Annotated in this window: 14 protein-coding genes and 2 tRNA genes; 11 read left to right on the top strand and 5 right to left on the bottom strand. The window is 66.0% G+C overall.

The annotated features are described in order from the left end of the window. Positions 1-171 precede the first annotated feature (171 nt). Positions 172-747: an NADPH-dependent FMN reductase gene (locus tag D9V29_RS12650; RefSeq protein WP_121673693.1), complete on the bottom strand. Its 576-nt coding sequence runs from the start codon at positions 745-747 to the stop codon at positions 172-174. Between the two features lie 97 nt (positions 748-844). On the opposite strand from D9V29_RS12650, the gene D9V29_RS12645 reads away from it, so the two are divergent. From D9V29_RS12645 to D9V29_RS12635, 3 genes are all read left to right on the top strand, one after another. Beyond that, the gene (locus D9V29_RS12645; RefSeq protein WP_121673692.1) at positions 845-1,390 is read left to right on the top strand and encodes a MarR family winged helix-turn-helix transcriptional regulator; all 546 of its coding nucleotides are present in this window, start codon (positions 845-847) and stop codon (positions 1,388-1,390) included. Between the two features lie 24 nt (positions 1,391-1,414). Further along, positions 1,415-2,230 carry an inositol monophosphatase family protein gene (locus tag D9V29_RS12640; protein WP_121673691.1) on the top strand — a complete coding sequence of 272 codons (816 nt, stop codon included), beginning with the start codon at positions 1,415-1,417 and terminating at the stop codon, positions 2,228-2,230. Between the two features lie 95 nt (positions 2,231-2,325). Further along, positions 2,326-3,666: an APC family permease gene (locus D9V29_RS12635; protein ID WP_121673690.1), complete on the top strand. Its 1,341-nt coding sequence runs from the start codon at positions 2,326-2,328 to the stop codon at positions 3,664-3,666. An 11-nt stretch (positions 3,667-3,677) separates the two neighbouring features. Here D9V29_RS12635 and D9V29_RS12630 read toward each other — a convergent pair whose 3' ends face one another. Continuing rightward, positions 3,678-4,544 (bottom strand): SDR family oxidoreductase, encoded by an 867-nt coding sequence (locus D9V29_RS12630; RefSeq protein WP_121673689.1) that lies wholly within the window; start codon positions 4,542-4,544, stop codon positions 3,678-3,680. 177 nt (positions 4,545-4,721) lie between these two features. Then, on the bottom strand, positions 4,722-6,428 hold the full coding sequence (locus D9V29_RS12625; RefSeq protein WP_121673688.1) for a glycoside hydrolase family 13 protein: 1,707 nt from the start codon (positions 6,426-6,428) through the stop codon (positions 4,722-4,724). Between the two features lie 272 nt (positions 6,429-6,700). On the opposite strand from D9V29_RS12625, the gene D9V29_RS12620 reads away from it, so the two are divergent. From D9V29_RS12620 to D9V29_RS12610, 3 genes are all read left to right on the top strand, one after another. Further along, the gene (locus tag D9V29_RS12620; protein ID WP_121673687.1) at positions 6,701-7,924 is read left to right on the top strand and encodes a sugar ABC transporter substrate-binding protein; all 1,224 of its coding nucleotides are present in this window, start codon (positions 6,701-6,703) and stop codon (positions 7,922-7,924) included. A gap of 92 nt (positions 7,925-8,016) precedes the next feature. Further along, the gene (locus D9V29_RS12615; protein WP_121673686.1) at positions 8,017-9,636 is read left to right on the top strand and encodes an ABC transporter permease subunit; all 1,620 of its coding nucleotides are present in this window, start codon (positions 8,017-8,019) and stop codon (positions 9,634-9,636) included. Continuing rightward, a complete protein-coding gene (locus D9V29_RS12610; protein WP_121673685.1) occupies positions 9,636-10,559 on the top strand; it encodes a sugar ABC transporter permease in 924 nt (307 codons plus the stop codon). The genes D9V29_RS12615 and D9V29_RS12610 overlap by 1 nt, the downstream gene beginning before the upstream one ends. Before the next feature lie 33 nt (positions 10,560-10,592). Here the strand turns inward: D9V29_RS12610 and D9V29_RS14985 are convergent, their stop codons facing one another. Together D9V29_RS14985 and D9V29_RS12600 are read right to left on the bottom strand one after the other, a co-directional pair. Then, positions 10,593-11,108, bottom strand: coding sequence for a mucin-associated surface protein (locus tag D9V29_RS14985; RefSeq protein WP_183085012.1), 516 nt, complete (start codon positions 11,106-11,108; stop codon positions 10,593-10,595). Further along, positions 11,105-12,328 (bottom strand): serine/threonine-protein kinase, encoded by a 1,224-nt coding sequence (locus D9V29_RS12600; protein ID WP_121673683.1) that lies wholly within the window; start codon positions 12,326-12,328, stop codon positions 11,105-11,107. Before D9V29_RS12600 ends, D9V29_RS14985 begins: the two co-directional genes overlap by 4 nt. A 107-nt stretch (positions 12,329-12,435) precedes the next feature. On the opposite strand from D9V29_RS12600, the gene D9V29_RS12595 reads away from it, so the two are divergent. From D9V29_RS12595 to D9V29_RS12575, 5 genes are all read left to right on the top strand, one after another. Beyond that, a tRNA-Thr gene (locus D9V29_RS12595) sits at positions 12,436-12,507 on the top strand. A gap of 35 nt (positions 12,508-12,542) precedes the next feature. After that, positions 12,543-12,616: transfer RNA gene (locus tag D9V29_RS12590), tRNA-Met, on the top strand. 194 nt (positions 12,617-12,810) lie between these two features. After that, entirely contained in the window at positions 12,811-13,833 is a 1,023-nt protein-coding gene (locus D9V29_RS12585) for a 3-oxoacyl-ACP synthase III (RefSeq protein WP_121673682.1), read from the top strand. Then, positions 13,830-16,490: an alpha/beta fold hydrolase gene (locus tag D9V29_RS12580; RefSeq protein WP_229790559.1), complete on the top strand. Its 2,661-nt coding sequence runs from the start codon at positions 13,830-13,832 to the stop codon at positions 16,488-16,490. Before D9V29_RS12585 ends, D9V29_RS12580 begins: the two co-directional genes overlap by 4 nt. Then, the gene (locus tag D9V29_RS12575; RefSeq protein ID WP_121673681.1) at positions 16,487-17,497 is read left to right on the top strand and encodes an NAD-dependent epimerase/dehydratase family protein; all 1,011 of its coding nucleotides are present in this window, start codon (positions 16,487-16,489) and stop codon (positions 17,495-17,497) included. The genes D9V29_RS12580 and D9V29_RS12575 overlap by 4 nt, the downstream gene beginning before the upstream one ends. The last annotated feature ends 300 nt before the right edge of the window (positions 17,498-17,797 follow it).

The following is a 17,797-nucleotide window of genomic DNA, read 5'->3' as shown; positions in this document are numbered from 1 at the left end:
TTACAGATAAAGCCCCGGCCACGGCCGGGGTTTTTCCGTTGGTCGCCGGCCGCTCGCCCCGAACGCTCGAGGTCTCAGGCGGCAGCCTTCTCCAGACCCCCTGCGCTCGAGCGGCGTTAACGACAACAGGGTGCCCCGCCGAAGCGAGACACCCTGTCGGATCAAACGGAACTACGCGGCGACGAGGGCGCCTTCGCGAACAGCCTCGAGGGCCTTGGCCCACGGAACGAGCTGGTCGAGAACCGGGGCAACGGTCGCGGCGGACAGCTCGGTCGGAGCGAAGGTGCTGAAGTTCTCGAAGTCGGTGAACAGGCTGAACATGCCGGTCTTCTGCACGTGCGCGATCTGCAGCTCGGACAGAACGCCGCGGAGGTGCTCGGCGGCACGGACGCCCATGGCGGAACCGTAGCTGACGATACCGGCGGCCTTGTTGTTGAACTCGGCGTTCAGGTACGACAGTGCATTGGTGAGTGCGGGAATGACCGTGTGGTTGTACTCACCGGTGATGAAGACGTAGCCGTCGAATTCGGCGATCTTTTCCGACCAGACCTTGGTGTGGTCGTTCGTGTAGTTCTGGTACGCGGCGGGGTACGCCTCGTCAAGCAGCGGCAGGTTGAAGTCCGCAATGTCGACCAGTTCGAATTCTGCATCGGAGCGCAGCTGCGCCTGAGCGAGAACCCACTCGGCAACGCCGCGGTTGATGCGGCCTGGACGGGTGCTTCCGGTGACAATGGCGATCTTAGTCATGAAGACCTTTCCTGTAGTTGATGTGTCAATTAGTCTGTCAGTATGAAGTCTGACCGAGTTTGATTGTCATGTCAACTAATCGGGGAAGGAGCGCAGCATGAGTGGAGACGACTCCCAGCAAGCGCGCTGGCTCGATGACAGGGAAAAACACGTCTGGCTGACCCTTCGGGAGTTCATCTGGGGATTCCCGGCGGCGCTCGACCGGCAGGCTCAGCGCGACTCCGCCCTGTCGATCGCCGAGTATTCCGTGCTTGCGGCGCTCTCCGAGGCGCAGGAACACCGGATGCGAGCCGGTGATCTGGCTTCAGAGCTCGGCTGGCAACGCAGTCGGCTCTCCCACCTCGTCGGCCGGATGGAGGCGAAGGGCCTCGTCGAACGTGCGATCTCCTGCGACGACGGCCGGGGACAAGACGTCGCTCTGACGGATGCCGGCTGGTCGGCGATTCGCGCGGCGGCACCCGGACACGTCACCTTCGTCCGCGAAGCCGTGTTCGACCCGTTGACTCCCGCGGAGCAGGACGCCCTCGAATCAGCGCTCACGCGGATTCGCACGCGGATCGCCGATGACGGACTCTGGGCCGCATCCAAGGCACCAGAGTCGTGTCCGCCGGACGTCGACCCGGAGTGCGAAACCGGCGGGTGATGGCAGTGGTCTACCGTTGAAGCCATGACACGCGAGTTGCAGGGCCTGGCCACCGAGATCGCCGAGAAAGCCGCGGAGCTGATTCTCCGGAGGCGCACCGAAGGCGTGACCGTCTCGGCCACGAAGTCCTCGGCAGAGGATGTCGTCACGCTCGCCGACCACGAATCGGAGAAGTTGATCCGCAGCCTCATCGCGGACGCCAGGCCGGACGACGGCTTCCTCGGCGAGGAGTCCGCGGCCTCGACGAGCACGAGCGGGCTGACCTGGATCGTCGACCCGATCGACGGAACGGTCAACTACCTCTACAACATCCCGAACTACGCCGTCAGCATCGCCGTCGTCGAGGGCGAGCCGGACCCCCACAGCTGGAAGGCGCTCGCCGCGACGGTCGTGAACCCGGCAGCAGGTGAGACGTTCTCCGCTGCGCTCGGCGAGGGTGCGACGCTCAACGGCTCCGCGATCCGCGCGAACACCGGAGTGCCGGCGCCGCTCGCACTCCTCGGGACCGGGTTCGCCTACAACGCCGAACGGCGTATCTGGCAGGCGGGCATCGTGCAGCACCTCATCGGCGACGTCCGTGACATCCGCCGCATGGGGTCAGCGGAACTCGACCTGTGCTCCGTCGCGTGCGGGCGGCTCGACGGATATTACGAGCGAGGGCTGAACCCGTGGGACCACGCTGCCGGTGCTCTCATCGCACAGGAGGCGGGTGCCCGCGTCGCGGGACTGCACGGCGCTGCCGCGAGCAGCGACTTCACCCTGGCCGCCGATCCCGATCTGTTCGACGTGTTGCACGACCTGCTTCTCGACGCCGGCGCCGAGGCATCCATCCTGGGTTGATGCTCGCTGCCTCATCCGGGTGATTCGCGCAAGGCCCCACGGAAAATCGGTCAGGATTCGCGTCTGCTTCTACAGTTGCAGCCGGAGGAAACACCATGACCGCAGCAACCAGCCCACAGACCCCGACGACGGACGACGGGCCGCCGACCAAACTGAATCGCAGAATCACCGGCCCCCTGCTCTTCCTCTTCATCCTCGGTGATGTGCTCGGGGCGGGCATCTACGCCCTCATGGGTGTGCTGTCGGAAAACGTCGGTGGCGCGCTCTGGGCGCCACTCGTGCTTGCGCTCCTGCTCGCTCTTCTCACCGCCGGTTCCTACGCGGAACTCGTCACCAAGTACCCGAAGGCCGGAGGCGCCGCGGTGTTCGCCGAGCGGGCGTTCAAGGTGCCGATCGTGTCGTTCCTCGTCGGTTTCAGCATGCTCGCTGCCGGTGTCACGAGCGCTGCCGGCCTCTCTCTCGCGTTCTCGGGCGAATATCTCACAACGTTCATCGACGTGCCGCCGATCCCCGCGGCGATCGTGTTCCTCGCGCTCATCGCCTGCCTGAACGCTCGCGGCATCAGCGAGTCGATGAAGAGCAACGTCGTGATGACGATCATCGAGCTCACGGGCCTCGTCATCGTGATTGTCGTCGTCGCCATCATGCTGGGCAACGGCGGAGGCGACGTCTCCCGCGTCGGTCAGTTCCCGGAGGGCTCCGTGCCCGCCGTCGCCACGCTCGGTGCCGCGATCGTCGCGTACTACTCCTTCGTCGGGTTTGAGACCTCCGCGAACGTTGCGGAGGAGATCCGCAACCCGAGCAAGGTCTATCCCCTCGCGCTGTTCGGTTCGCTCGCGACGGCGGGTGTCGTCTATATCCTCGTCGGGCTGGCGAGCGCCATCGCCCTGCCGGCGTCGGAACTGAGCGAATCGACAGGTCCATTGCTGGCGGTCGTCGCGGCATCCGGTGTCGGAATTCCTGAGTGGCTGTTCAGCCTCATCGCTCTCGTCGCTGTTGCGAACGGTGCGCTGCTCACCATGATCATGTCGAGCCGGCTCGCTTACGGGATGTCGGAGCACGGTCTGCTCCCAAGCCCGCTCAGCCGGGTGCTGCCGAAGCGCAGGACGCCGTGGGTCGCGATCGTTGCCACCACCGTCGTCGCGATGCTGCTGACGCTCATCGGAGATCTCGGAACGCTCGCCGAAACCGTCGTTCTCCTCTTGCTGTTCGTGTTCATCTCGACGAACATCTCGGTGCTCGTGCTGCGCAAGGACAAGGTGGAGCACGAACACTTCCGGGTGTGGACGATCATCCCGATCCTCGGGGTTGGATCATGCATCCTGCTGCTCACCCAGCAGGAGCCACTCGTGTGGCTGTTCGGCGGCATCCTGCTCGCTGTCGGAGCCGTGCTCTACTACATCGCCCGACTGGTGCACAGCAAGACAGCGTCCTGACTCAGGTCACCTCACGCGTTGAGAGCCGTTGCCGCGGTGAGTCCCTCGAGGAGCGGAGTCGTCGGGCGGCCGATCAGGCGCGAGAGTTCGCCGGTTGTCGAGCCGAGCAGCCCATCCCGGGTGTTCTGATCCAGGGCGACGAGGAAGCCCGTCGTTCCCTCGTCGACGCCTGCTGCGAGCAGGGCGGTGCGGTGCTCGTCTGGCGACACCGATGAGAACACCACGTCGCGCCCGGTGACCGTGCTGAGAGCGGCCGCCATCTCGGTTCCGTCCCACGCGGCATCCCCGGAGAGTTCGTAGACGCGCCCGTCGTGACCGTCGGTCGTCAGCACGACCGCCGCCGCCTCGGCGTAATCCGTCCGTGACGCACTCGCGATTCTGCCGTCACCGCTGCTTGCCAGGTACACGCCGGTCGCCCGCGCCTGCTCGATGGTGGCGGCGTAGTTCTCGGTGTACCAGCCGTTGCGAAGGATGGTGAAGCGGATGCCGGAGTCCCGGATGAGCTGCTCGGTCACCTTGTGGTCCGGCGCGAGGATGAGCGCGGAGGTGTCAGCCTGCGGTGCACTCGTGTAGACGATGCGGGAGATGCCCGCCTTTTTGGCCGCTTCGATCACGTTGGTGTGCTGCTCGACGCGTCGCCCAACCTCGTTGCCGGAGACGAGCATGAGGGTGTCGGCGCCGGCGAACGCGGCGTCGAGGGTGCCCGGATCGGAGTAGTCGACGGACGCGGTGCGAACGCCGGACTTCGCAAGCTCGGCAAGCCTGTCGCGGTTGCGGCCGACCCCGACGATCGCGGCAGGGCTGACGCCACGGTTGAGCAGGTGGTCGATGATGTGGCGGCCGAGGGCTCCGGTTGTGCCGGTGACGACGATGGTCATGGTGGTCCTTTCGCCGGCCCGCTCGGGCCGTCTCCGGGGGGAACACCGTTTCAGGTCCAGTTCTTCCCGGGTGCCCAAAACTCGCGACGGATGAACGGATGAACGGATGAACGGATGCCGTTGGCGCACGCGAAAGGGCGGGGAGCCGAAGCTCCCCGCCCTTCCGACACCCCGGTGTTACGGGGTGCGGACCCAGATGGTCGAGTCCGGTCCGATGGATGCTCCGTCGAACTCCGCAGATGCGAGCAGAACCTCGGCGGAGGCGAAGGCTTCCGGCAGTGCGACGGCGGTGTCTCCCGTGTTCGCGATCACGGTGACGTTTCCGTTGCTGAAGGCCGCGACGGCATCCGGGAGCCCGTCGACCCACGAGAGGGTGCCGAGCCCGAGCGTGTGCTCGCGGCGCAGACGCAGTGCTTCGCGGTACAGCTCGAGGGTCGAGCCCTCGACGCCGGCCTGCGAGTCGCGGGCGTACCGGTCCCAGTCGGACGGCTGGGGCAGCCAGGCCGCGCCCGTGTCGTTGAAGCCGTAGGCGGGAGCGCCCGCTTCCCACGGAATCGGCACGCGGCATCCGTCACGACCATACTTCTCACGGTTCGTGCGGAACCAGGTGGGGTCCTGGCGCGAATCGTCTGGCAGGTCGATGACCTCGGGAAGGCCGAGCTCCTCACCCTGGTAGAGGTAGGCGCCGCCGGGCAGGGCGAGCATGAGCGCAGACGCCGCGCGGGCGCGACGCAGGCCGACCTCGCGGATCGGCTGGCCCGGGCTCTTCGGCCCGATGCCGTGACCCTGCGGGTTCTCGGCGGTCAGTGCCAGTCGCGAGGCGTGGCGCACGACGTCGTGGTTGGAGAGAACCCAGGTGCTCGGTGCACCGACAGCGCCGAACGCCTCGATGGACTCGTCGATGACAGTGCGGAGAGCGGATGCCTCCCACGGCGTCTCGAGGTACGGGAAGTTGAACGCCTGCTGCATCTCGTCCGGGCGGACCCATTTCGCCATCTTCGACAGCGGGTAGACCCAGGCCTCGGCGCAGAGGACTCGGTCGCCCTCGTACTCCTCGAGCACGAGGTGCCAGTCGCGGTAGATCTCGTGAACACCCTCCTGGCCCCAGTAGGGTGCGCCCTCGTCTTCCTCGGTCGCGATGTCGTCGATTCCCGGCTCGAGTCCGAGCGGCGTGTTGCCGCCCATGCTGCCGCCTTCGGCGGGAGGGGTGTAGTCGGGCAGGCCGTCAGCCTTGATCATGCCGTGGGCGACGTCGACCCGGAATCCGTCGACACCACGGTCGAGCCAGAACCGGAGCACGCCGCGGAACATCTCGCGAACCTCTTCATTGGTCCAGTCGAAGTCGGGCTGGCTGGAGTCGAAGATGTGCAGGTACCACTGGCCGGCGGTGCCGTCCGGGTTCGTTGTGCGGGTCCAGGCTGGCCCGCCGAAGACGCTCTCCCAGTTGTTCGGCGGGGTGTCGCCGTTCTCACCCTTGCCATCGCGGAACATGTAGCGCGCGCGCTCGGGTGAGCCGGGCCCCGCCGCGAGTGCGGCCTGGAACCACGGGTGAGCATCGGAAGAGTGATTCGGAACGAGGTCGATGATGACGCGGATGCCGCTGTCGTGCGCTTTCGAGGTCATCGCGTCGAAGTCGGAGAGGGTTCCGAAGATGGGGTCGACGTCGCAGTAGTCGGCGACGTCGTAGCCGGCATCCTTCTGGGGGCTCGTCATGAATGGCGAGAGCCAGATCGCGTCGATGCCGAGCGACTTCAGCGAGTCGAGCCGCGACGTGATGCCGGGCAGATCGCCGAGGCCGTCGCCGTTGGCGTCAGCGAAGGACCGGGGATAGATCTGGTAGATGGCGGCTGAACGCCACCACTCTGTGCTGTTGCGCGAATTCATGCCGCCACTCTAAGCCATCCCCTCGCCAATGTGTAAGCGCTTGCTTACGGGCGTCATATCACGAGGTCACGATCAGGCATCCAAATACTCGCTTCAGGTTGTACTTTCCACACCGAGCAGGTATATCTGGAAACGCTTGCAGTACGCAGGCCCGAGAGAACGGTCTTTCACTGACGAGGAGTTCCCCGAAGGGGAACCGGGAACAGCCCCGGAATCCGCGGAGGCAATGGGGCCGGTATCCACTCGACACATTCGATGAAAGGCACACACCAATGAGGGTGAAAAACTCTTCACTTCTGAAGGCAGGCGCGCTCGCTGCCGTCGCGACGCTGGCGCTCGCCGGCTGCGCAGGGGGAGGCGACGCTGCGAGCGACGACTCCAAGTCCGACGCGACACTCACGGTTTGGGTCGACGCCGACCGCGCCCCTGTGCTCAAGGACGCAGCAGCGGACTTCACCGCGGAGTCCGGCGTCAAGGTCAAGCTCGTCCAGAAGGACTTCGCCAAGATCCAGGACGAGTTCATCGCCCAGGTCCCGTCGGGCAAGGGACCCGACATCACCATCGGTGCGCACGACTGGCTGGGCAACTTCGTCACCAACGGTGTCGCGCAGCCGATCGAACTCGGCGACAAGGCCGCTGACTTCGAAGACGTCGCGATCCAGGCGATGAGCTACGAGGGCAAGACCTACGGTCTGCCGTATGCGATCGAGAACATCGCTCTCCTCCGCAACACCGCTCTCGCTCCCGAAGCCCCGACCGACTACAACGACATGGTCGCTGACGGCACCGCCGCCGGCACCGAGTTCCCGTTCCTCGTCCAGGTCGGACCCGAGAGCGACCCGTACCACCTGTACCCGTTCCAGACCTCGTTCGGCGCCCCAGTCTTCGGCACCAACGACGACGGAAGCTACAACCCGGAGGACCTCCAGATCGGAGCGAACACCGAGTTCGCCACCTGGCTCGGTGAGCAGGGTGCAGCGGGACTGCTGAACACCACGGTCACCGGTGACATCGCCAAGGAGAAGTTCAACTCCGGCGCGAGCCCGTACTTCCTCACCGGTCCGTGGAACGTCGGCGACGCTCAGGAAGCCGGCATCGACGTAGCCGTCGACCCGATCCCGTCCGCCGGTGGAGAGGTCGCCCAGCCGTTCGTCGGTGTCCAGGGCTTCTTCGTCTCGGCCAAGAGCAAGAACACCCTCGCCGCCAACGAGTTCCTCACGAACTTCATCGGCACCGAAGAGGTCCAGACGGCGCTCTTCGAAAAGGGACAGCGTCCCCCGGCCCTCTCTGCCGCATTCGAGAAGGCCGCGTCAGACCCCATCGTCGCCGCATTCGGTGAAGTGGGCGCCAACGGTGTGCCGCAGCCGTCCATCCCACAGATGGGCAAGGTCTGGCAGTTCTGGGGCGTCACCGAAGCCGCGATCATCGACGGCGGAGACCCCGTCTCCCTCTGGGAGAAGATGACCGCAGACATCCAGGCTGCGATCGCAGAATAATCCTGAGACGCCGGCCGGGAAGCATCCGCTCCCGGCCGGCATTCTCTGCCCGTCGACCTCGCGAGGCCGGCGGCACGAACACTGAGGCGACAATGAGTACAGGCACGCAGCCCACCGGCACTTCTCCCAAAGTCGCCGAATCGAAGCGATCGAAGCGCGCTGGGCGCATCGCTGACCACGCCTCAGGCGGCGTCGTCGCGCTTCTGGTCAAGATCGGACTGCTCGCGGTCGTCGACGCGATCGCGGTCTACGCTCTCTTCATCCTGTTCCTCAAGCAGGACTGGGTGATCTTCGCGATCGTCGTCGTTTTCACCGCCGCGATCAACATCATCTACTTCTCCAAGCGGATGCTGCCGGCCAAGTACCTGGCGCCGGGTCTCGTCTTCCTTCTCATCTTCCAGGTCTTCGTGATCGGCTACACCGCCTACATCTCGGTCACCAACTACGGCACCGGCCACAACAGCACCAAGGACGACGCGGTCACCTCGCTGATCCAGTCCGCCCAATACCGGGTCCCCGATTCAGCCACCTACGACCTGGCGATCGTGGAGCAGCTCGGCACCTTCAACTTCCTCGTCACCGACCCGGACGGTGACGTCCTCCTCGGCAACACGGACACCCCGCTCGACGAGGTCTCCGGCGCTGACATGTCCGGTGGCAAAGCTGTCGGCCTCGCCGGATACAACACCCTCAACTTCGCTGACATCATCAGCAACCAGGACCAGATCGCGGCGATGACCGTGCAGGTCTCCGACGACCCGAACGACGGCGCTCTTCGCACCCCGGACGGATCGAGCGCGTACCTCTATCTCTCCACCCTGAGCTTCGACGAAGCCGCGGATACGATGACGAACACCGAGACCGGTGTCGTCTACGCGGACACCGGAAACGGCGCGTTCACATCGGCCGACGGTGAAGAGCTCCTCCCGGGCTGGAGTGTCGTCGTCGGTGCGGATAACTACACCAAGGCGTTCACCGACGAGAGCATCCGCGGGCCTCTGCTCAGCGTCACCCTCTGGACCTTCGCCTTTGCCCTCCTGAGCGTCGCGACGACGTTCGTCCTCGGCTTGTTCCTCGCCATCGTCTTCAACGACATGCGGATGCGGGGACGCAAGTTCTATCGCGTGCTCATGATCCTTCCCTACGCCTTCCCCGGATTCCTCGGGGCGCTGGTCTGGGCAGGGATGCTCAACCAGGACTTCGGGTTCGTGAACCTGACCCTGTTCGGCGGGGCAGACATCCCCTGGCTGACCAATGAATGGCTGGCGAAGGGCAGCATCCTCTTCGTCAACCTCTGGCTCGGGTTCCCGTACATGTTCCTCGTCTGTACCGGTGCGCTCCAGTCGATCCCTGACGAGCTCCAGGAGGCAGCCAGGATGGACGGCGCCAACCCGTGGCAGGTGTTCAGGCGGATCAAGTTCCCGCTCCTCCTCGTCTCGATCGCTCCGCTGTTGATCGCGTCGTTCGCCTTCAACTTCAACAACTTCAACCTGATCTACATGCTCACCAACGGTGGGCCGCGAGACGCGTCAGCGAGCATCAACGTCGGAGGTTCCGACATTCTGATCTCGATGGTCTACAAGGTCGCCTTCGTCGGTGCGAACCGTGACTACGGGCTCGCGAGCGCGTTCTCGATCATCATCTTCCTCATCGTTGCGATCATCGCCGTGGTGAGCTTCCGGCAGACCAAGGCCCTGGAGGATCTCAACTAATGGTTACCACGGCACCCGTCCTCCCCCGGGAGAAATCCTCGATTCCAGCCACCAGCGGGAAGCGGCCTTTCTCGTTCAGGCGCTGGTTCGCAGCGACCGGCTGGAGGCACCTCGTCGGCATCGCGATGATCGTCTTCTCGGTCTTCCCGCTGTTGTACGTCCTCTCGGCGTCACTGAACCCGAATGGCACGCTGCTGCAGTCGAACGGGCTGTTCTCGGCCATCGGATTCGACAACTACGCGACACTCTTCAACTCACCCCAGCAGCCGTACGCGGCGTGGTTCATGAACACTCTCGTGATCGGCATCACGACGTCGATCGGGACCGTCTTCCTCGGAGCCCTCGCCGCGTATTGCTTCAGCCGGATGCGATTCACCGGCAGGCGCATCGGGTTGCTGTCGCTTCTGATCGTTCAGATCTTCCCGCAGCTGCTCGCCGTCGTCGCGATCTTCCTCCTGCTGACCACCCTCGGCGACATCTTCCCGGTCCTGGGCCTCGACAACCAGATCGCCCTCATCATGGTCTACCTCGGTGGGGCACTCGGGGTGAACACGTACCTGATGTACGGGTTCTTCAATACGGTTCCGTCGTCACTCGACGAGGCCGCAAAGCTTGATGGAGCCGGGCACGCTCGGATCTTCTTCACCATCATCCTGCGCCTCGTTGCCCCCATCCTCGCGGTTGTAGGACTGCTGAGTTTCATCGCGACGACGAACGACTTCGTCATCTCGAGCGTCGTGCTCGTGACACCCGAGAAGCAGACGCTCGCCGTCGGCCTCTACCAGTTCGTCTCCCAGGAGTTCACGAGCAACTGGGGCGTCTTCGCCGCCGGAGCGGTGCTCGCCGCGCTCCCGGTGATGGCGTTGTTCCTGTACCTGCAGAAGTACATCGTGAGCGGGCTCACCGCCGGAGCGGTCAAGTAACGCTGCCCTGAGCGGGGACCGGCGGCGAAGGGGCTAACCCCTGCCGTTGCCGTTCCCGTTGTTCTTCTTGGGATTGTCGCGCTTGTCCTTGTCTTTCCCGTTCCCGTTTCCGTTTCCGTTTCCGTTCCCGCTCCCGTTCCCGTTCTCACCGTCGTCGTCCCCCTCGTCGTCGTCAGTGACGGGTGGGGCCGGGGTGACTGGTTCTGGTTCTGGTTCTGGTTCTGGTTCTGGTTCTGGTTCCGGCACGGCGGCATCGAGGGCGGCCTGGACGTCCGAGCGCACGGTCACGAGCGCCGCTTCGATGCGCTGGTGGCGTGGGAACGAGACGGTGCCGTCCTGAGCGGCGGCATCGAGTTCCGTTTCGAGAACGGCGAGGGCCTCCATCGCCGCAGTGTGGTCGCCATTCGCCACCGAGGTCGTGATCGATAGCACCCGCGACTGGAGTTGTTCCGCCGTTTCGGTACTCAGATCGGGGGAGCTTGCCTGGCATCCGGACAGCGCGAGAGCGAGGACGACGCCGGCTGCGGCTGCTCGAGCGGAGGTTTTCACGGTTCCACGCTTTCCTGAAGATCCTCGAGATGCTCGCCGATCGTGCCTGGCACCGCTGGATACTCGATCGGGGTGGTCTGGTCGTTCGCGTTGTTCAACGCCGGAATTCCGAAAGCGGCAGCGGCGATGAGAAGGAGTGTGACGACGATGCTCACGATGAGAGCGGTGCGGCGCCGGCGAGGTGTGGCCCCCAGAGCGTCCGGGATGGGCGGTGGACCCTGTTCGAGGACAGCCGTGATGTCGGGTGCCGGCGCGGCAGGCGACGCTTCGGTGTTCGAGTGCTGCGCCTCCGCCTCCGTCGGTGCTGACGTTGGCGCGGTCATCGCGGCCGTGGCATCCGTCTCGGCATCGGCGCTCCTGCGGAACCCGTGGATCGGGGCGATTCCCCGCAGGGCCAACGCGACTTCGTGCGCGGTCGGGCGGTCGCTCGGGTTCCGTACCGTCATCGCGGCGATCGTCTCGGCGAGGATCGGATCGAGTCCCTCGGGGATCTGGGGGTCACGGGTGATGGGAGCGAACGCCACCTCCTTGCCTGACCCACTGAACGCACGCTGACCGGTGACGCACTCGAGCAGGACGAGTCCGAGAGAGTAGACGTCGGTGGGCGGTCCTACGTCGTCGCCACGGGCCTGCTCCGGGCTGAGGTAGCCGGCCGATCCGACCGTGAACGATGTCGCCGTCAGCCTGCTGTCGTCGACGAGTCGGGCGATACCGAAATCACTGAGCTTGGGGTGCGGGCGGGTATCCGTGCCATTCGTGTGGGCGAGCAGGATGTTGGCCGGTTTGATGTCGCGATGGACGACCCCGTTGCTGTGAATGAAGTGCAGCGAGTCGGCGAGGTCCGCGCCGATGGCCCGGATGTCTTCGCTGCGCAGTTCCTTCTCATCGATGGCGTTCCGGAGGTCCGAGCCCCGAATCAATTCCATCACCAGGTACGACCGCGGGTTGAGCGGGTCGGATTCGTCGGTGCCCGCGTCGAACAGGGCGACGAGACCGGGATGCGTCAGAGTCGCGAGAAGGGAGATTTCACTCGCCTGGCGGCGGAGTTCCGTGGGGCCGGTAGCGGCGGCGCGGAAGATTTTGATGGCGACATCCCGACGGAGCGCCTCATCGTGGGCTCGATAAACACTCGCCATGCCTCCGGATCCGATCAGGCGAACGAGCCGGTATCGGTTACTGAGCACAAGGTCGAGAGTCGGGGTGTTCGGCTTCTCAGTCATGGGATCGTCCTGGCCCAATGCTACGGCGAGCGTGCGGTCAGGGCTAAGCGGTCGGGGAACGCTCCGGAGTGATGCTATTCTCTACTGGTGCCATTTTGTGTGGTCACGCTCCGGTAGCTCAGTGGTAGAGCACTTCCTTGGTAAGGAAGAGGTCGTCGGTTCAAACCCGACTCGGGGCTCGTTACTTTCTCGGTAAGCCCGGGCGAAGTTTCGCGGCAGGGTAGCTCAGTTGGTGAGAGCGCACGACTCATAATCGTGAGGTCGCGGGTTCGAATCCCGCTCCTGCTACGGGGAAAGGCTCTCAAAGCCTCTTCCCATGTAGCCCCAAGGTCTCGCCACCTTGGGGCTTTTCACATTGTTCACGTCGCCTACGCAGCCTCGAGGGGTCGAGCGCAAGCCCGGTCAACCATCAGGCGACGGGGACGTAAAATCGAGGGGCGCGATTTTCGGCGCCGATTTCACACGTCGACAGGGAGTTCCCATTGGATGGAAACGCAACGACCACGCATCGCAACGTCGCGCTGCTGTCTGTCGCGACCACCCTCGCCTCCCGCATCACCACCTCGGAGGAGATCGACTCCCGGCTGGACCCGGTTCTGAAGCGGCTCAAGCTTCCCACCGGACTGCTCCAGCGCGTCGCCGGCGTGCACGAACGCCGCAACTGGGACGAGACCGAGTCGTTCGACCGTGCTGCGGTTGACGCCGGGAACCGGGCCCTCGCCTCCGCCGGAGTTTCGGCGGACCGGATCGGGCTCCTCATCAACACGTCCGTAACCCGCAAGCACCTCGAGCCCTCGGTCGCGGTGAAGCTGCACCACGGTCTCGGGCTGCCGTCGTCCGCGATCAACTTCGACATCGCCAACGCATGCCTCGGGTTCGTCAACGGGATGAGCCTCGCCGCGCAGCTGATCGACTCCGGGCAGATCGAATACGCGATGATCATCGACGGCGAAGACGCCGATGACATCCAGAACAACACCATCGAACGCCTCGGCCGGGAAGGAATCGGCCGCAAGGACTTCATGAGCGAGTTCGCGAGCCTCACCCTCGGTTCGGGGGCCGCCGCCGCCGTTCTCGGCCGGGCAGACACGAACCCGGGTGGACACCGCATCCTCGGCGGCGTCACCCGCGCTGCGACCCAGTTCAACGAACTCTGCGTCGGCAGCGTCGACGGCATGTTCACCGATGCCAAGGCCCTGCTCAAGGGCGGGATGCAACTCGTCGTCTCTGCCTGGAAAGAAGCACGCCGCGACTGGACCTGGTCGAACATGGACCGCTACATCATGCACCAGGTCTCCGACGTGCACACGAACGCCATCATCAAAGCAGTCGGGATCGACCGCGATCGCGTCCCGCTCACCTACCCGAAGCTCGGAAACGTCGGCCCCGCGTCCATCCCGATAACCCTCGATCGGGAGACCGCGAGCCTCCGTCCCGGGGACCGGGTTCTTCTCATGGGTGTCGGGTCCGGCCTGAACACCGCCATGATGGAAATCGCCTGGTGACTGGGCGGCTGCCCGCCGTCGGCGGCACCCTCGCTCCGGCGACGCTTCCCCCCGCCGGTCTCGACGGACTCGATCCTTCCTTCTCGCGCGTCGTGCGCGTGACCGAGCGTGGAGCATCCGTCGATCGGGGCTGGCACCTTCTCGACAATGCCGACCGGCTCGCCGAGCTCGGCGTCGAGCCGGTCGGGACGATCCTGTGCGTGCACGGAAATCCGACCTGGTCGTACCTGTGGCGCCGACTCGTCGATGCCGCGACGGATGCTGCAGCGTCTGGCGGCGACGCGTGGCGCGTGATCGCCGTCGACCAGCTCGACATGGGCTTCTCGGAGCGCACGGGTACCCGGCGCCCGCTCGCGCGGCGTGTCCAGGACCTCGGTGACCTCACGAACGCGCTCGGCCTGATTGGACCGGTACTCACGCTCGGGCACGACTGGGGCGGTGTCGTCTCGCTCGGCTGGGCGGTCGACCACCCGGAACTGCTCACCGGCGTGCTGCTGCTGAACACCGCGGTGCACCAGCCCGAGAACAAGCCGATTCCTGCGCCGCTGCGGCTCGCGCTACAGCCCGGCATTCTCGGCCGGGGAACCGTGCTCACGCCGGCGTTCCTCGAAACGACCCTGTCTCTCGCACACCCGCCGCTGCGGTCAGCGGTGAAGGACGGCTACCGTGCGCCATATCGGGGTGCCGAGCGTCGCGGGGGGATCGGTGGATTCGTTGCCGACATCCCCGTCGATGCCGATCACGAGAGCTGGGACGAGCTCGAGCGCATCGCCGACGGCGTCTCGAAACTTCGCGTGCCCGCACTGATGCTCTGGGGTCCGCGCGACCCGATCTTCAGCGACCGCTACCTCGACGACCTGATCGACCGGATGCCACACGCCGACGTTCACCGCTTCGAAGGTGCCGGGCACCTGCTCGCTGAGGACGTGGACTACGCGTCAGCCGTCCTCACCTGGCTGGGCGATCGCATCCGCACCGCAGAAGAGCTGCCGGCCGCTCCCGTCGAGGAGGAACGCGCCCCTCTCTGGCACTACCTCGACGAACTGCAGGGCAGCGACGACGCCGCTGTGATCGACATGGTCCCGCCAAGCGGTGACGCTCCCCGTGTCGTGTCGTGGAAGCTCCTGTCGAAGCGCGTGCGTCAGCTCGCCTCGGGGCTCGGCGCTGCCGGCGTGAAGAAGGGCGACCGGGTGTCGCTCCTCATCCCGCCGAGTGCCGACCTCGTCGCCGTCCTCTACGCGTGCCTGCGCATCGGTGCCATCGTCGTCGTCGCGGACGCCGGTCTCGGACTCGGCGGGCTGACCCGCGCGGTCCGTGGAGCCTGCCCGGATCATGTCATCGGTGCGACGCCGGGCCTCAGCGCAGCGCGAGCGCTCGGCTGGCCGGGTCAGAAGATCTCGACAACGACCTACCCGGCGCCGCTGCGGCGTGCGCTCGGCGTCTCGCACTCGCTCGCGGAACTCGTCGCCCTCGGCGCGGATGAACGGATGCCTGAACCCCCGGCCGCCGTAGACACCGCAGCGATCCTCTTCACATCCGGATCGACCGGCCCGGCGAAGGGTGTCGTCTACACGCACGGGCAGCTCTCCGCCGTACGCGACGCGCTCGCCGCCCAATACGGTGTCGGCGTCGGAACCGGACTCGTCGCCGGATTCGCCCCGTTCGCGCTCCTCGGTCCCGCCCTCGGCGCCCGCTCCGTCACGCCGGACATGGACGTGACAGCACCGAAGACGCTCACGGCGACCGCCGTTGCCGCCGCGGTGAAGGCCGTCGACGCGACCGTCGTGTTCCTGTCGCCGGCCGCCGTCGCGAACGTCGTGGCGACATCCGCAGCCCTGACTGACGACGACCGCAGCGCTCTTGACGGCGTGGAACAGTTCCTCTCGGCCGGTGCTCCCGTTTCGGAGCCGCTTCTCGCGGCAATCTCCGCACTCATGCCGTCGGCAACGGCACACACGCCATACGGCATGACCGAGGGGCTGCTGATGACCGACATCACGCTCGACGGCATCCGCGACGCTGCGACGCAGGACGGCGCTGGCGGCGTCTGTGTCGGCACACCGTCAGGCCCGACGCGCGTGCGTATTTCCCCGCTCGACGACAACGGGCACGCGACAGGGGAACTGACGGATGCGGCATCCGTCACCGGGGAGATCCTCGTTTCTGCGCCGCACGTCGAAGACCACTACGACCGGCTGTGGCTGACCCACCGGGCCAGTCGACTCGGCGGTATCCCGGGGGAGCGCTGGCACCGCACCGGGGACGTCGGACACCTCGACGAAGTCGGGCGACTGTGGGTCGAGGGGCGGATGCCACATGTGCTCGTTACGGCGGACGGCGTCGTCACCCCGGTTCAGCCGGAGTTGCAGGCCCAGTCGGTGTTCGAGGTCGCCCGTGCGGCGATCGTCGGTGTCGGACCACGCGGTTTGCAGCAGGTCGTCGCCGTCGTCGAGACGACGAACCCCGCCCGGCGGGTCTCGCTTGCAAGTCCTGAGCTCGCCGAGGCGATTCGCGACGCGGTGGACGTGCCGCTTGCTGCCGTTCTCGTCGTGCCCCGCTTACCCACAGACATCCGGCACAATTCGAAGATCAACCGGTCGGCGCTTTCGACCTGGGCGGACGGCATCCTCTCCGGCGGGCGGATGGTCGCCCCGTGAGAGTGCTCGTCACCGGCGCCAGCGGTTTGCTCGGGAGGGCTGTCGCGGCTGAGCTGATTGCAGCGGGCCATGAGGTGCGGTGTTTCCAGCGCCGCCCGTCCGGCGTTTCGGGTGCGACGGATGCGCTCGGCTCGATCACAGACGCGGATGCCGTCGCAAGCGCCGTCGACGGATGCGACGCGATCGTACACCTCGCCGCGAAGGTCTCGCTCGCCGGGGACCCCGCAGACTTCGACCGCGTCAACGTGGGCGGTACCCGGACCCTGCTCGATGCCGCGCGAACTGCCGGGATCGAACGCTTTGTGTACGTGTCGTCGCCGTCTGTCGCCCACTCGGGCTCGTCGATCGTCGGTGACGACGCGCTGCCCGCCGACCCGGCGCACGCTCGCGGGGACTATGCGCGCACGAAGGCTGAGGCGGAGTTGCTTGCGCTCGCCGCAGACTCGCCCTCGCTCCGCGTGGTCGCGGTTCGGCCGCACCTGGTCTGGGGACCCGGCGATACGCAACTCGTCGAACGCGTGGTCGAGCGGGCCAGGCACGGGCGGCTCCCACTCCTCGACTCAGGTGCCGCGCTCATCGACACGATCTACATCGACAACGCCGCGTCAGCGATCGCGGCGGCACTCGCCAGGGTCGACGAGGTGCACGGTCGGGCGTATGTGCTCACCAACGGTGAACCGCGTCCGGTGGCCGAACTGCTCGCAGGGATTTGCGCTGCCGCAGGCGTGAGTTCCCCGGGGTGGCGCGTGCCGGCATCCGTCGCCCGTGCCGCCGGGTCGCTCATCGAAGCGGTCTGGCGCATCAAGCCCGGCGTCGACGAGCCGCCGATGACGCGATTCCTGGCCGAGCAGCTCTCGACGGCGCACTGGTTCGACCAGCGCCGCACGCGCGCCGACCTCGAGTGGACGCCTGCGGTGTCGCTCGACGAGGGCTTCCGGCGCCTGGGCGAGCACTATGCGGCCGAGCGCCGCGGAACGGTGGGGCGTCCGTTCCCGTACCGCCGCTGAGGTGGGTCGGGGCGTCGGGGCGTCGGTGCGTCGGCGACTCGTCCGGTGCGACGAAAGGCCAGAATCTGCTGTACATCGCTTTTGCGGAGCGCAGAGTGTGGCGACTCGAGCTTGCGTGCAGCGACGCGCGGTGTCTAGAGCATGAGTGTGAGGTTCGGCGGGAGTTGATCGGTCCCAAAGGGTCGTTCGGCCGATCGATCGGTCCCAAAGGGTGCTCCGCGTTGGGGCGAATTCTAGGTAGTCACGCAACACCGGTGTTTGTGTGTGGGTTTAAGAGTAGTTTGTCGAGTCGTTCGGCGG

This window comes from Mycetocola manganoxydans (assembly GCF_003667545.1).
Lineage (GTDB): Bacteria > Actinomycetota > Actinomycetes > Actinomycetales > Microbacteriaceae > Mycetocola_A > Mycetocola_A manganoxydans.
This window is presented reverse-complemented; position numbering and strand designations above follow the sequence as displayed.

Bases quoted from the DNA above. Each gene is read 5' to 3' on its own strand.
- D9V29_RS12650 (WP_121673693.1), bottom strand. From the start codon at position 747: ATGACTAAGATCGCCATTGTCACCGGAAGCACCCGTCCAGGCCGCATC.
- D9V29_RS12645 (WP_121673692.1), top strand. From the start codon at position 845: ATGAGTGGAGACGACTCCCAGCAAGCGCGCTGGCTCGATGACAGGGAA.
- D9V29_RS12640 (WP_121673691.1), top strand. From the start codon at position 1,415: ATGACACGCGAGTTGCAGGGCCTGGCCACCGAGATCGCCGAGAAAGCC.
- D9V29_RS12635 (WP_121673690.1), top strand. From the start codon at position 2,326: ATGACCGCAGCAACCAGCCCACAGACCCCGACGACGGACGACGGGCCG.
- D9V29_RS12630 (WP_121673689.1), bottom strand. From the start codon at position 4,544: ATGACCATCGTCGTCACCGGCACAACCGGAGCCCTCGGCCGCCACATC.
- D9V29_RS12625 (WP_121673688.1), bottom strand. From the start codon at position 6,428: ATGAATTCGCGCAACAGCACAGAGTGGTGGCGTTCAGCCGCCATCTAC.
- D9V29_RS12620 (WP_121673687.1), top strand. From the start codon at position 6,701: ATGAGGGTGAAAAACTCTTCACTTCTGAAGGCAGGCGCGCTCGCTGCC.
- D9V29_RS12615 (WP_121673686.1), top strand. From the start codon at position 8,017: ATGAGTACAGGCACGCAGCCCACCGGCACTTCTCCCAAAGTCGCCGAA.
- D9V29_RS12610 (WP_121673685.1), top strand. From the start codon at position 9,636: ATGGTTACCACGGCACCCGTCCTCCCCCGGGAGAAATCCTCGATTCCA.
- D9V29_RS12600 (WP_121673683.1), bottom strand. From the start codon at position 12,328: ATGACTGAGAAGCCGAACACCCCGACTCTCGACCTTGTGCTCAGTAAC.